This window comes from Streptomyces sp. NPDC058964, from assembly GCF_042741275.1.
In the GTDB taxonomy this organism is placed as follows: domain Bacteria; phylum Actinomycetota; class Actinomycetes; order Streptomycetales; family Streptomycetaceae; genus Streptomyces.
In genome coordinates this window covers 1-12,743 of record NZ_JBHYKH010000252.1, presented here as the reverse complement: position 1 = coordinate 12,743, position 12,743 = coordinate 1, and the positions used below count along the sequence as shown (strand labels likewise).

Here is a 12,743-nt window from a genome sequence, read left to right as displayed (position 1 = left end):
GGGGTGGGGGGGGGGGGGGGGGGGGGGGGGCGGGGCGCGGGGGCGCGTGGGGCGCCCGCGCCGCGCCGCCGGGGGCCGCCCCCCCCGCGGCTGACGCGGCGGCGCCGAGAACGGTTCTGCGGCCGACGGAGGAACCCCGCGGAGCAGGGACATCCGGGGAGACGGAAGGCATGGGGCGGCTCTCCTTGTTCAGGAAGCGAACGGTGGGGAGTTCAGGGAGCGCTCTCTCGCCGGGGAATGCTTCATGGCGTGAACACAACCGTCAAGAGGTGTGACCGGAGTTCGTCGCGCTCTGTCCAAACCCTTGACGTCTCTTCCTTCCGAGGTTTAACTCACGTCCTAAATTAAGCCATGATGGCAATCCCGGAAGGGGACACCTGGAGCCATGCGCAGCATCCGAGCCGCGGCCGTCGGCGCCGTCACCCTGTCTCTCGCTCTGGCGGCCTCGGCCTGCGGCGGAGGCTCGTCGACCGGCGGCGGGTCCAACGACTCGCCGAAGACGCTCACTTACTGGGCGTCGAACCAGGGCGCGAGCATCGCGGTCGACAAGAAGGTCCTCCAGCCCGAACTCGACAAGTTCGAGAAGCAGACGGGCATCAAGGTGAAGCTGGAGGTCGTCCCCTGGTCGGACCTGCTCAACCGCATCCTCACCGCGACCACGTCCGGCCAGGGCCCCGACGTGCTGAACATCGGCAACACCTGGAGCGCCTCCCTGCAGGCCACCGGGGCACTGCTGCCGTGGGACGCGAAGAACTTCGCCAAGATCGGCGGCAGGGACCGCTTCGTCGACTCGGCGCTCGGCTCCACCGGCGCCCAGGGCAAGGACCCGGCCGCCGTACCGCTGTACTCGATGGCGTACGCCCTCTACTACAACAAGAAGATCTTCGCCGACGCCGGCATCGCCAAGCCCCCGGCCACCTGGGCCGAACTGGTCGCCGACGGCAAGAAGATATCCGCCAAGGGCAAGTCGGCCCTCGGCGCCGCGGGCGCGAACCTCGCGGAGAACATCCACCACGTCTTCGTCTTCGCCAAACAGCACGGCGCCGACTTCTTCACCGCCGACGGCAAGCCGGACTTCACCAGCGACGGCGTGGTCGCCGCGGTCAAGCAGTACGTCGGCCTGATGGCCAAGGACAAGGCGATCCCCACCGGGGACGCCGAGTACGCACAGAACCAGTCCGTCAGCGACTTCGCCAAGGGCAAGCAGGCGATGCTGCTGTGGCAGTCCGCGGCCGCCAACCTCAAGTCGCAGGGCATGAGCGAGGACGACTACGGCATCGCGCCCGTCCCGGTGCAGTCCGGCACCCCCGGCACCGGCACCCAGGTCAACTCCATGGTGGCCGGCATCAACCTCGCCGTATTCAAGAACACCGACAACCTCGACGGCGCCACCAAGTTCGTGAAGTTCATGACCAGCGACGCGGAGCAGAAGACCCTCAACACCGCCTACAGCTCCATCCCGCCGGTCAAGGCCGCCCAGTCGGACGCCGCGTTCACCGGCCCCACCACGGCCGTCCTGAAGGACACCCTGGCCACCAGCGCCGCCGCGCTGCCGCAGGTCGCCGCGGAGTCGCAGTTCGAGACCACGGTCGGTACGGCGGTCAAGAGCCTGTTCGCGGACGCCGCCGCCGGACGCCCGGTGACCACCGACTCGGTGAAGGCGGCGCTCCAGAAGGCCCAGCAGCAGATGCCCGCGAAGTGAGCACCAGCACCATGACGACCGCCACCGAGGTCAGGAAGACGGTGCGGCCGGGCTCCCCCGGTGCGGCGCGCGACCCCCGCCCCCCCCCGCGGCGCCCCCAATCTCCGCTATTTGGGTAGGAGGAACATACACCCCGTCAGGCGGTTGACAAAAAGCCTCAGCTCAGGGCGTTATATCTACCCTATTAACCGGCGAGGCGCATCGGGTGTTGAGTCGACTCCGATACCCGCGAGTGCTCGCGTAGGCTTCATCTTCAGCACCCCGCCGTAAGGCGCGCTAGGCCTTGCCGCCTTGGCGGTGAGCTTGTTGCCATCCTCGGGCGCGAAGATGTTGACAGCGATGCGATGCGGAACTTTGCCGCGAAATCTCATTCGGAAGAGATTCAGGATCACCAAACGTGAAACGAGATTCGGAAGACGTAATCGTCTAGACGGAAACATGATGCGTGATTTGGAACTGTGAAACTGAATCCGTAACGCGAATCACGTAACGGGAATCCACTTCCAAGCAAAGTGGCTGTCACGAATCGCGCTGCAAGTGTCTGAAAGTTCGGTTCAAACATCGCCGAAGACAGCAGCGACAGCCTTGCGTGTGCGCTCCTGGCTGGACGGCATGAGGTGCGCGTACACACGCAGGGTCAGGCCAGGATCCGCGTGGCCGAGGTACTCGGCGAGGGCCTTGATGTTCTCGCCAGCGTCCAGGAGCACCGAGGCGTAGAAGTGCCTCAGTGCGTGCATGCCGTTCTCGCGGGACTCGGCGTACGACCCGCCCGGCTCCCGTTCGGGGATCACCCCAGCCGAGGCGAGGGCCCGCTTCCACACCTCCTCGTTGAGGGACGTACGCCAGACGTGACCCCTGCGCGGCCCAGTGAAGATCAGCCGCTTGGTCACCGGAGGGCCGTCCGCCACCTTCCAGGGCAAGGTGATCTCGACCGGCGGGAACCGCTTCATGTGGGTCCGGAGGGCGTCAGCGACTGGACCGGGCAACGGCACGTCCCGGAGCTTGCCACCCTTCGGTGGGGCGAAGACGGGCTTGCTGCGGCTCAGCTTGAGTTGCTGGACCACGTGGAGCGTTTCCGACTCGAAGTCGATCGCGTCCACGGCCACGCCGAGGATTTCGCCCTGTCGGAAGCCGCAGCCACCGCCCAGGTCGACCATCGCTTGGTACCTCTCGGCCATGCCAGCCCGCACAGCGAAGACCCGTTCCGGCGTCCAGGGGACGACGCGCTTGCTGTCCACGGTCGGCGGCCGGACCGAGCGGGCGGCGCACGGGTTCCGAGGAAGGTGCCCGTCGTCTACGGCTGCGCTCAGAGCGGCCCGGACGTTGGAGTAGATCGTCCGGGCGTACGACCCACGCACGCCGTTCTCTTGCAGCTGCCGCACCCAGCCGCGGATGTGCGCGGGCTGGAAGGAGCCCAGAGGTCGCGACCCGAGGTAGGGGTAGGCATGCAACCGAAGCTGCGACTCCATCGAGGCCTGCGTGTTCGGGTCCGGCGCATGAGTCACCCACTCCTCGGCGTACTGCTGGAACGTGATCCGGGCCGCGCGCGGGTCGATGTACTGCCCGCGCGCCATGTCCGCCTCGGTCTGCGCCAGCCATTGATCAGCGAGACGCTTCTGTCGGTCAGGGAAGCTCTTGGACTTCTCGGTACCGTCCGGGCCGACGTAACGGGCCCGGTAGCGCATGCCGGAGCCGTAGCGCTCGCTCTTCACCCTGCGCGCCTTGCCGTCCGGTCCGGCCTCGGTCTTGTACCAACGGTCTTGGATGTGCCCGGCCATCAGGCAGCTGCCCCCTCGCGCTGGGAGTCCACCCAGGCCCGCACGTCCGCCGGGTCGAAACGCAGGTGCCGGCCGACGCGGAAGCCCCGAGGGCCGGTGCGCTTGCGGCGCCATTGGTAGACCGTCTCGACGCTGGGCAGCTCGAACATCTCCACTAGGTCGTCAGGGGTGAGGTACCGCGAGGGCAGGACACGCGTTTCGGTGGCCACGTCGGCCAAGGCGAGACGTCGGTTAGCCACGGGTGGGTTCTCCTTCTGTACCGAGGGAGGGTTCGATGGATGAGGCCAGCCAGGCTTCGGCGTCGGACAGTCTCGTGCCGGCGAAGACCCAGTGCGCGAGGACGTACGTCGTCTCAGGCCCGCTGTCTGGTGTGTTGGCTGTGGCTTGTGCTCGGCGCCATTCGGCGCGGGCGTCGCGGAGGGCGCCGAGGGTGGTGGAGTAGCGGCGGGACTTGGTGGAGAAGTGGCCGCGGAAGCCGAGCATGTGGGCCCAAGCGCGCAGGCGGAGATGTTGCAGGTCCTTGCGTGCGCCGAGGGTCCAGGCGGTCAGGATGAGGCGGCGGGCGTGATCGCTGATGTCGAGCCGGGCGAGTTCGGCGGCGAACTTCAGCGGCCGGTCGAGAGCTCCCGTCGCGGTCTCGGCACCCTTGGTCGCGTACTTGGCGATGTAGGCGGCGACGGCTCGTTCGGTCAGCTCTTGGCCGTCGTTGAAGTCGGCGGATCGGATCGTGCGGACGTCGAGTTGGCGGCCGAAGGCGAAGGTGTGGGCGCGGCCGTCGATGGACGGTCCGTCCACGCGGACCTTGGCGGCGGCGGTGCTGATGGCGTCGGTCAGCAGCCCGGCGGTGGCCCAGGCCGGGGGCGGGGTGTCGCCGCCGTCGGGACCGTCGAGGCGGATGACCGCGTGGAAGTGGACGGCGCCGCGCTTCTGGTACTCGGCGACCTTGGCGAAGGACACACGGGCGTGCTCGCGGAGTCGGCGTTGGGACAGGCCCGCGCGCTTGGCGACCTCTCGGCGCAGGTAGATCGAGAAGCGCCGCCAGAGGTGACCGGCGTGGGCGTTCCAGAGCACGGCGGCTTCGTAGTCGTAGGTATCCGGATCGAGCGGGGTGCCGAGCGCGTCGTCGTCCTGGTCGTGGAGGGTGCCGCAGCGGCAAGGGCGGACCGTCCCGGCCGGACCGGTACGGCGGTTGTGTACCGGGCCGAAGCTCGGAGCGGTGAAGGTGGCGAAGACGCGAGGATGCGTGGCGACGTGTTCCGAGGTGCCCTTGCCGCCGCGCAGTCCGGCGGTGATCAGGTGGAAGGTGTCGCGGCGGTAGACCTCCGCGCAGGCCTCGCAGCGGGTCGTGCGGCGGTTGTTGCATCGGACGAGGAGTTGGCCGGCCGGGAAGTCGGTCGAGTTGAGGTGGTGGAGGATGCGGCCGATCTCGCCGGTCGCGGTGTCGACGTCGTACTCGGTGCGGTAGCCGTCGAGGCGGATCGGGTGGGTGCAGCCTCCGAGGCCGGAGAGCTGGCGGAGGATACCCGGGAGGGTGCCGTCCGCGGCGAGGTTGGCGAGTTCCGGGAGCGGGGGCGGTGTGCTGCGGGCGAGGATGGCTTGCTCCTTCTGACTGGCTCGGTCAGGGGTGATGGCCTCCGGGGCGGCAGATGCTTGGCCGTGTCCCGCCGCCCCGGAGTTCTGGAGTGGTTAATCAGCGCCGGTTGTGTTCGCGGAGCAGGGAGCGCAGGACCACGGCGGCGATGGCCACGGAGACGGCCGAGACGGCGACGGCGGCCAGAAGCGCGGTGAGGACCACTCCGCCCGTGAGGACGGCGACCACGGCTCCGGTGCTGATGGAGACCGGGGGCAGGCCACGGCGGACGGGCGCCGGGTCGGTCGGAACGTGGATGTGCGCGGGCGGCGGGGTGGGGTTGTCGGGGTACTTCGGCAGGAACACGGCGATCTCCTTATCTACTCGTCTAGGCATGTGAGCCGTTTACGACGGTCACGCCGGTACGCGTGCCGGATTCGATGGCAGGGGCGAAGAAGGTGTGAGAGAGCCAGAAGCCGAAGAGGGCGATCAGGATGACGATCCAGGGGCGGACGCCGAGGAACTTGATCGCTCCCCAGACGAAGAAGCCGAGGACGAAGACGAGCGGCAGGCTGACGGTCACGGCGTTCGGGGTCCTTTCAGCGGACGGGGCAGCGGTGGGTGCGGGCGGCGAGTTCGGCGGCGGCACGGCTGTCGTAGTCGGCGGAGAAGCCGCAGCGCGGGGCCGTGCAGGCGGCGGTGTGCTTCTCGCGGCCCCGGTTGTCGTACGAGGTGGCGACCTGGACGGGGCCGATGCGGGTGACGTCGCGGAAGCGGCGGTTGGCGGTCACAGTCGTTCTCCTTTCAGAGCTGGGCGGCGATGGCTTCGGCCATGGGCACGGGGACTCCGAGGCGGGCGCGGAGGGTCGGGGTGTCGATGGGAGCGCCCGTGCGGGTGTGGTGCTCGGTGGCCACCTTGCGTGCGTGGTCGAGCAGGGCGACCGGGACCGGCACGGCCGGACGTACGGGAGCCGTCTCGGTGACCGGCTGGGATGGCGCCTCAGAGGACACGTCGGGTGCTTCCTCCTGGTCGTCGGTGGCCCGCGCAACGTCGTCGGCTGCCGTCGGGGCGGTGTGAGCGAGGAGTGTTCCGCCGAGGAAGGCGACCGCGGGCCAACCGGCGACGAGGATGCGCAGCCAGGCCGGCACCTGGTGCATGTCGAGCAGCCCGGCGGTGGCGATGTTCGCGCCGAGGGATGCGGCGAGTGCGATGACGAACCAGCACCAGGCAGCGGCTTTCGTGTTGCCGGTGCGCAGTCGGCGCCAGGCGGCGACGAGGAGCAGGTCGACCGAGACGGGATAGGCCCAGGCTTTCCATCCGTCCTGTCCGGCCGCCGAGGCGACGTCATGCAGGTGGGCGAAGGACAGCGCGGCGGCGATGAGCGCCTGGACGAGCACCGCGTCGACGCGGGCCAGTTGGGCGCGCATGGTGCGGCTCCTTCCGGGTTCAGGCATGGGAGGGGTAGGGACGTGGCGCGAGGCGGTCGCGCCGACCGTGAGGGGTGGGTGGGGGTCAGCCGATCACGGGGTTCGGCTGAACAGCTCCGCCCAACGGCTTGGCCAGCTGTACGGGGATGTGGGGCCGGAACGGCTTGAGCGCGGGGATGTCGGGCACCAGGTCGGCCGACTCCCGGCAGATCTCGGCGGCGTCGCCGAGGGAGAGGTAGGGGGTGCGGATGCGGGACCAGCCGCCGGAGGTGTCCCCGGCGACGGCGAGGCCGGGGCGTTCGGGTGCGATGGCACAGGCGGCGGCCACGGCTTCGGGTGCGATGTCACCCAGGGCCATCTTGGCGGAGGCTTCGTCGTTGACGCGGTGGCAGACGCGGCCGGTGAGCTGGGCGCGGAGCATGGTGGCGCCCTTGCCGAGTTCGGCGCCGAAGCGCTGCCCGCAGACCTCCAGGTAGATGCCGGCGGCGCGGCCGAGCTGGGCGAGGCGGATGAGCTGGGTGACCATCTCGTCCCGCCGCTCCTCGTCCTTCTTGGTTGCGATGAGGAAGAGTTCGGCCACCTCGTCGACGAACAGCACGACGGGAACGGGGCGTTCGTCTTCGGGCAGGCCCCAGATGTCGGAGGTGATCTCCTCGTCCGGAGTACCGGGCGCGATTCCCTGCCGGGCCTTGATCAGGTCGTACCGGTCCTCCATTTCCCTGACCAACGCGGGCAGCAGCTCGGCCGCTTCGTCCGGGTCGGTCGCCAGCGCCGACAGGCGGGAGGCGAAGGGCGCCAGCTCCACACCACGCTTGCAGTCGATTCCCACCAGCGCGACGGGCTGACGGGCGAGCCCAGAGATGAGGTGGCGCAGGTACATGGACTTGCCGGACAGCGTTGCTCCGAGGACGAGTCCGTGCGGAACGGCCCGGTAGTCACGTACGTAGGGCGTCGCGTCCTCCCGCAGGGCGACCGGCACCTTCAGGAACCCGCCACCGACCTTGCGGGGCATCCGCACGCGGCGCAGCACGTCGTACCCGACGAGTCGCAGTTCGACGACGCCGGGCTTGACGGTCGTGACGTACACGGCGTGAACGCCCCAGGCGTGCCGTAGACGTTCGGCCGAGGCGGCGACGTCGGCGGGTTCCTGCCCGGGTGCGAGGCGAAGCCGAAGCCGCAGGCCGGTCGTCGTGGGCCGGATGATGCCCCGACGCGGCGGGACGGCTCGTATCTCTCGCTGCGTGGTCGCCTTGAGGGCAAGGACGCGAAGCCGGGACGGCGCCACGGTCAGGCCGCAGGCTTCCATGACCGAGCTGTACGAGCTGAGCAGTCGGGCCGTGGATAACGGCAGGCCGACCGTGGACCAGTAGACGCCCGGGTGTTTGGCCCGGGTGTAGGCGGCCCCACCGCCGAGCGCGGCGACAGGACCACCTACCTCCAGAAGCGTTGCGAGATCGGTCATCAGGCGGTGGCCCCCATGGCGACCGGGAAGGCGGCCGGGGTCACGGCGGCGGCGCGGTAGGCGATGCCGTGGCGCTGCTGTCCGTTGAACACGGACTCCCACGGTCGGGCGACGAGACCCGGCAGTGAGATGGGCGCGCCGAGGACGAGGCCCTCGGAGACACCGCCCTCCGGGATGGTGACCTTGATCAGGGACGACTCTCCGTCCTCGATGTAGACGACGCCGATCGTCATCAGCGCCTCTCCGCTCACGGCGTCCTTGGCGATCTCGCCCGTCTGCCGGTCGCGGACCTTGGGTTCGGGAGCCTCGGTGAGCAGGATCGTCGCGGCCGAGGTCTCAACACGGATGGTGCGCAAGGCGCATTCCCCTATCTACTCGTCTATACAAGATGCGATCCGCGAACCCGATTTCCGGGATCACGCGGACCACCTTGCCACACAACTTGCCCACTCGTCTATACGAGTATGCATGTCGGGGTGTACGAGTTCGGAGAACCAGCCCCGCGCACCACCGCCCGTCACGCGCTCACGTCGCCGGGAGCTGGTACGACAGCACGTACGCATCCGCCGCCATGACCGTGTCGCAGACCTCCACGGCCCGCCCCTCGGTGTCGAAGGCGGTCCGGATCAGGTGGATCACGGGCACGCCGGCCGCCAGGTGGAGCGTCTTGACCTCGGCGGGCGAGGGCATCCGGGCGCGGATCTCTTCCTCGAAGTGGTCGAGGCGGTGGCCCAGCTCTTCGAGGCGGGCGTAGATGCCGCCGGGGCCGGGGTTGGGTTCGGCGATCTGCGTACCGCGGGCGATGTCGAGCGGAAGGTACGAGGTGGCGAACTCCACCGGTCGCCCGTCCAGCAGGTACCGCCGACGGCGAACCAGCACCCGCCGCACGGACCCGAGCCGGGTGGAGATGTCCTGACTGGCCTTCTCCTCCTTGACCTCCAGGTTGTCGACCTGCGGGTGACTGCCGGCGGCGTCGGCCTCGACGATGAACGCCGATTTCCCCTGCTCCCTGTGCCGCCGCGCGAACCGGTCGGAGGCGAGGCGGCGCACGGGCGGACGCGGCCGGACGAACACGCCCTTGCCGTGCTCGGCGTGCACCAGGCCCTCGCCCGTGAGGACGGAGAAGGAGTTCCGGACGGTCATCCGGGACACCCCGTAGTGCTCGACGAGCTCGGCCTCCGAGGGCAGCTTTTCGCCCTCGCGGAATCGCCCACGGTCGATGGCTTCGCGAAGCTGGTCGGCGATCTGCCGGAAGACCGCACGATCGCTCGTGGGGTCGAGATCACCGAGGAGGCCCGAAGAAAGAGGGCTCACGCGTACTCCTTTAGGTATCTAGACGAGTGGGCGAGTGAAGTTGCTACGGTGGAGAGCCTAGCCATCCGAGAGGGCCGAGGAACGTGAGCACTGAACGCCCGCACTCCGTGAGCGTGGCCGGGGTCGTCGTCGACACCCACGGCCGGGCCCTCCTGATCCAGCGCCGCGACAACGGCAAGTGGGAGCCCCCGGGCGGCGTCCTCGAACGCGAGGAAACCATCCCCGAAGCCCTCCAGCGCGAAGTCCTCGAAGAGACCGGCATCAAGATCGCACTTCCCGCGACCCTGACCGGCGTCTACAAGAACATGACGGGCTTGATCGTCTCCCTGGTCTTCCGCTGCGAAGCCGCCGACGGCACGCCCACCACCGGTGACGAAACCCGCGCACTGCGCTGGGCCACCCGCGAAGAGGTCACCGAGCTCGCCGACGAGGCGTACGCGATCCGCGTCCTTGACGCCCTCGACGCGGCGTCCCCGCCGGCCATCCGCGCCCACGACGGCGTGAAACTCGTCTAGCCCGAACCCGCTGCACATGGCGGCCTACCAGCACGAAGGAACTTGTATGCACGAGTATACGAGTAGAGCCCGGGTCTGAGGACTCACTTGCCCAGGATTTCCGGAAGAGGTCAGCAGAGCCCGCCGATGGACCCGCGACATCCTGCGCGGCTCCCCCTTAGCCGCGGACGCCGAACTCATCGTGAGCGAGCTGAGCGCGAACGCGATCCTTCACACGGCAAGCGGCCTGGAGTCCGGCAGGTTCCACCTGGCTCTAGCCGTCTCGGGGCGAGCCATCGCCCTGTCGGTCACAGACGACGGAGGCACCGCCACGGCCCCGAAGGCCGAGGACCAGGCCGACGATGCCGAGCACGGCCGAGGCCTGAGCCTGGTCAGCGTGATCGCCCACCGGGTCGTGGTCCACGACAGCGACGCCGGCCGGACGGTCACCGCCGAGCTCTTCACGGACGCGCGCAGGGGAGAGCACCTGTGCTGATCAACGAGCCCCGCCGCGGCTACTGGTGCGAGTGCTGGACGCAAGACCTCACCGAACAGGAGCCGCCAGCACTCCGCGGATTCTTCGACGCCTACTCGGCACCCCAAGCAGACAGATGGGTGGCAGTCACACTCCGCACGATCTCCCCCGCCCTGGACCCCGACGCCTCCGACCAGGCATGGGCCTGGCTGTACCAGGGCCGCATCGCAACACGGCATGCCCTGCTGCGATCCGAGCCTTGCACGGTCACCGTCACCCAGGACAGCATCCGCATCACGTGGACCATCCGACCAGTGGTCTTCCTGCCGCTCGCGCACCGACAGGGCGTTGAACTTCCAGCCTGCGCATACGACTTCAAGCCCCACGCGACCGTGTCGGATCCCAGCTGATGCCTGACGCCCCACGCGACCGTGCCCCACGCGACCGTGTCGAGTCTCAGTTGATGGTTGACGGGTTGGCGTCGGGTGATGCTTGACGTCTTCCCTAGACGATCTTCCGGCGGTTGTGTTCGCCGGGCTTGCGGACCACCACCTCCTTCCTGGTGACACGCGGGACGGTGGTGATCAGCTCTGTGCCGTGGAAGATGCGGATCACGTCCTCGCTCAGGTGGGCGGTGACGACCTGGTGGGCATAGCCGCGGCCGAGCTGGATGCGCTGGCCGGCGACCATGAAGCCACCGACACTGCTGACCGTCCGCTCCGCGATCTGCTCGCCGGGCGGCGGCAGCAGCGGGGGCGGCCCGGCCGGACGACCACCTTGCAGACGTCCGCAGGCCGAGGCCGGCAGCGGGCTGGGCAGGGTGGCCTTCAGGACACGCTGCTCGTCGAGGACCTGGAGCACTCTGCCGTCCAGCCGGAGGGTGACCCGCTGCCCGGCGAACGGCCAGCCGATCAGCACCTTGTCGCCGCCCAGACCGACGTAGCCGACCGCGTTGACCGTGCGGTCCACCTCCACCGCCCGACTCCGGCCCTGCGCTGGGCCGGGATCATCTGGCCATGGCCCGGCTGGACGGGCGTCCCCGCCTGCCAGCAGGGCCTTGAGGTCCCGGCCGGACAGCTTCGAGGGCAGCGTCTTGTGGCGTGCGCCGCCGATCAGCACGTGCAGCCGGCTCACGTCGATGCGCAAGGTCACCGCCGTGCCGGCCAGGGCCGGACCGAACCAGATCTGCTGCCCGCGCAGGCTCAGGTTCCCCGACGCGGGAACCACCCGCTCCACCTCGATCGCACCGACCTCACCCTCGGCCATCGGCCAGGCCACGGCCACCGGCTCGGGCGGAGGCTCTGGGGGTGCCTGCGCGGGGACCGGGTCGAGGCGGGCGGGCAGGACCACCGGCAACGCGTCCTGCTCGGACCGCGGCCTGGGGACGAACCGGCTGGCCGGGACGGCCATGTCCAGGGCCTGATGCGGCCGCATCCGGTTGTAGTCCTCCAGCCAGGCATCCACCACCATCTGCGCGGCCGCCACGTCCACGAACGGGTCGTGGCTGTCGAGGAGTTCACGCCGCAGGGTCTGATGGAAGCGTTCGATCTTCCCGGTGGTGGTCGGGGACTGCGGCTTCGTCAGCCGGTGGGTGATCCCGTTCTCCCGGCAGATCCGGTCGAACATCGTCTCTCCCGGCTTGCCGGAGCCGAAGCGGGCGGTGAACTGCTTGCCGTTGTCGGTCAGCACCTCGTCGGGCACTCCGAACCGCATCAATGCCTCGCCAAAGGCCAGACATACCGCCCGAGCCGTAGCCCGCTCAACCACTTTCGCGATCACCATGAACCGTGAGTGGTCGTCGATCCCGGTGACCATCTTGCACTCGCTGCCGTCGGTCAGCAGCAGCCCGCCGACGATGTCCATCTGCCACAGCTCCATCGCCGCCGACCCCTCCCACCTGCGGTAATCCGACCGGCGCCGCTTGCGCACCCCCGGCTCGATGAGACCGTTGCGGACCAGGACCCGGTAGACCGTCGCCCTGGAGGGCACCGGCGCGAGCCCTCTGCGTTCCAGCTCGTGCACCAGCCTGCGCGGACCCCACCCGGGATGCCGGCGCCGTAACTCACACACCACCGCCTCCACCTCCGCCGCGATCCGGTGCGGACACGAGACCGGCCGGTGCGACCGGTCCGCCAGCCCCGGCAGGCCCGACTGCTCGTACTTGCGCACCCAGGAGTGCACCGACTGCCTCGACACCCCATACCGGGCGGCGACTTGGGTGACCGGAACCCCCGCGGCGACCTCCATCACCGCGTGATACCGCTGCTCGACCACGCTCAGCTCCACCAGCATGGCCCCGGCCCTCCCTGCACGCGCCGATCAGACGCGCACAGCCAAGCCGAGGCAAGCGGTGTCAAGCATCAGGTGAAGCCACAACGTCAAGCATCAACCGAGACAAGACAGTGCCCCACGCGACCGACTGAGTTACAACTTTCTCTACTGGTTCAAGGCGGCTCGCTCCGCTCCCCGCGCGCGGCCCGGCCCCCGGCCGGGCCTGCGCTCCTGTCTCCGCCCCGCTCC

14 protein-coding genes and 1 pseudogene are annotated in these 12,743 nt (G+C 69.2%); 4 read left to right on the top strand and 11 right to left on the bottom strand.

What is annotated here, in order from left to right:
• Positions 1-385: 385 nt before the first annotated feature.
• Positions 386-1,702, top strand: a complete 1,317-nt coding sequence (locus ACFW2E_RS27240; RefSeq protein WP_384469700.1) for an ABC transporter substrate-binding protein — start codon at positions 386-388, stop codon at positions 1,700-1,702.
• 554 nt (positions 1,703-2,256) lie between these two features.
• Here ACFW2E_RS27240 and ACFW2E_RS27235 read toward each other — a convergent pair.
• From ACFW2E_RS27235 to ACFW2E_RS27190, 10 genes are all read right to left on the bottom strand, one after another.
• Entirely contained in the window at positions 2,257-3,480 is a 1,224-nt protein-coding gene (locus tag ACFW2E_RS27235; RefSeq protein ID WP_384469699.1) for a tyrosine-type recombinase/integrase, read from the bottom strand.
• Positions 3,480-3,719: a helix-turn-helix domain-containing protein gene (locus ACFW2E_RS27230; RefSeq protein WP_101373891.1), complete on the bottom strand. Its 240-nt coding sequence runs from the start codon at positions 3,717-3,719 to the stop codon at positions 3,480-3,482. Before ACFW2E_RS27230 ends, ACFW2E_RS27235 begins: the two co-directional genes overlap by 1 nt.
• Positions 3,712-5,001: a replication initiator gene (locus ACFW2E_RS27225; protein ID WP_384469704.1), complete on the bottom strand. Its 1,290-nt coding sequence runs from the start codon at positions 4,999-5,001 to the stop codon at positions 3,712-3,714. Before ACFW2E_RS27225 ends, ACFW2E_RS27230 begins: the two co-directional genes overlap by 8 nt.
• Before the next feature lie 169 nt (positions 5,002-5,170).
• Entirely contained in the window at positions 5,171-5,416 is a 246-nt protein-coding gene (locus ACFW2E_RS27220; protein WP_384469698.1) for a SpdD protein, read from the bottom strand.
• A 22-nt stretch (positions 5,417-5,438) separates the two neighbouring features.
• Entirely contained in the window at positions 5,439-5,633 is a 195-nt protein-coding gene (locus ACFW2E_RS27215) for a hypothetical protein (RefSeq protein WP_384469697.1), read from the bottom strand.
• Positions 5,634-5,649: 16 nt separating this feature from the next.
• A complete protein-coding gene (locus ACFW2E_RS27210) occupies positions 5,650-5,841 on the bottom strand; it encodes a mobile element transfer protein (protein ID WP_240120807.1) in 192 nt (63 codons plus the stop codon).
• 13 nt (positions 5,842-5,854) lie between these two features.
• Positions 5,855-6,478, bottom strand: a complete 624-nt coding sequence (locus ACFW2E_RS27205) for a DUF2637 domain-containing protein (RefSeq protein ID WP_384469696.1) — start codon at positions 6,476-6,478, stop codon at positions 5,855-5,857.
• Between the two features lie 85 nt (positions 6,479-6,563).
• On the bottom strand, positions 6,564-7,940 hold the full coding sequence (locus tag ACFW2E_RS27200; protein ID WP_384469695.1) for an FtsK/SpoIIIE domain-containing protein: 1,377 nt from the start codon (positions 7,938-7,940) through the stop codon (positions 6,564-6,566).
• Positions 7,940-8,296: a hypothetical protein gene (locus tag ACFW2E_RS27195; RefSeq protein ID WP_384469694.1), complete on the bottom strand. Its 357-nt coding sequence runs from the start codon at positions 8,294-8,296 to the stop codon at positions 7,940-7,942. The genes ACFW2E_RS27200 and ACFW2E_RS27195 overlap by 1 nt, the downstream gene beginning before the upstream one ends.
• Before the next feature lie 169 nt (positions 8,297-8,465).
• Entirely contained in the window at positions 8,466-9,254 is a 789-nt protein-coding gene (locus ACFW2E_RS27190; RefSeq protein ID WP_384469693.1) for a GntR family transcriptional regulator, read from the bottom strand.
• 107 nt (positions 9,255-9,361) lie between these two features.
• On the opposite strand from ACFW2E_RS27190, the gene ACFW2E_RS27185 reads away from it, so the two are divergent.
• The 3 genes and pseudogenes from ACFW2E_RS27185 to ACFW2E_RS27175 all read left to right on the top strand — a co-directional run bounded on the left by ACFW2E_RS27185 (position 9,362) and on the right by ACFW2E_RS27175 (position 10,633).
• Entirely contained in the window at positions 9,362-9,769 is a 408-nt protein-coding gene (locus ACFW2E_RS27185; RefSeq protein WP_384469703.1) for an NUDIX hydrolase, read from the top strand.
• Positions 9,770-9,815: 46 nt separating this feature from the next.
• Positions 9,816-10,244, top strand: a pseudogene (locus ACFW2E_RS27180) (ATP-binding protein).
• Positions 10,244-10,633 (top strand): hypothetical protein, encoded by a 390-nt coding sequence (locus tag ACFW2E_RS27175; protein ID WP_384469702.1) that lies wholly within the window; start codon positions 10,244-10,246, stop codon positions 10,631-10,633. The pseudogene ACFW2E_RS27180 and the gene ACFW2E_RS27175 overlap by 1 nt, the downstream one beginning before the upstream one ends.
• Before the next feature lie 94 nt (positions 10,634-10,727).
• On the opposite strand, the gene ACFW2E_RS27170 is transcribed toward ACFW2E_RS27175, so the two are convergent.
• Positions 10,728-12,503: an IS481 family transposase gene (locus ACFW2E_RS27170; RefSeq protein ID WP_384469701.1), complete on the bottom strand. Its 1,776-nt coding sequence runs from the start codon at positions 12,501-12,503 to the stop codon at positions 10,728-10,730.
• Positions 12,504-12,743 lie beyond the last annotated feature (240 nt).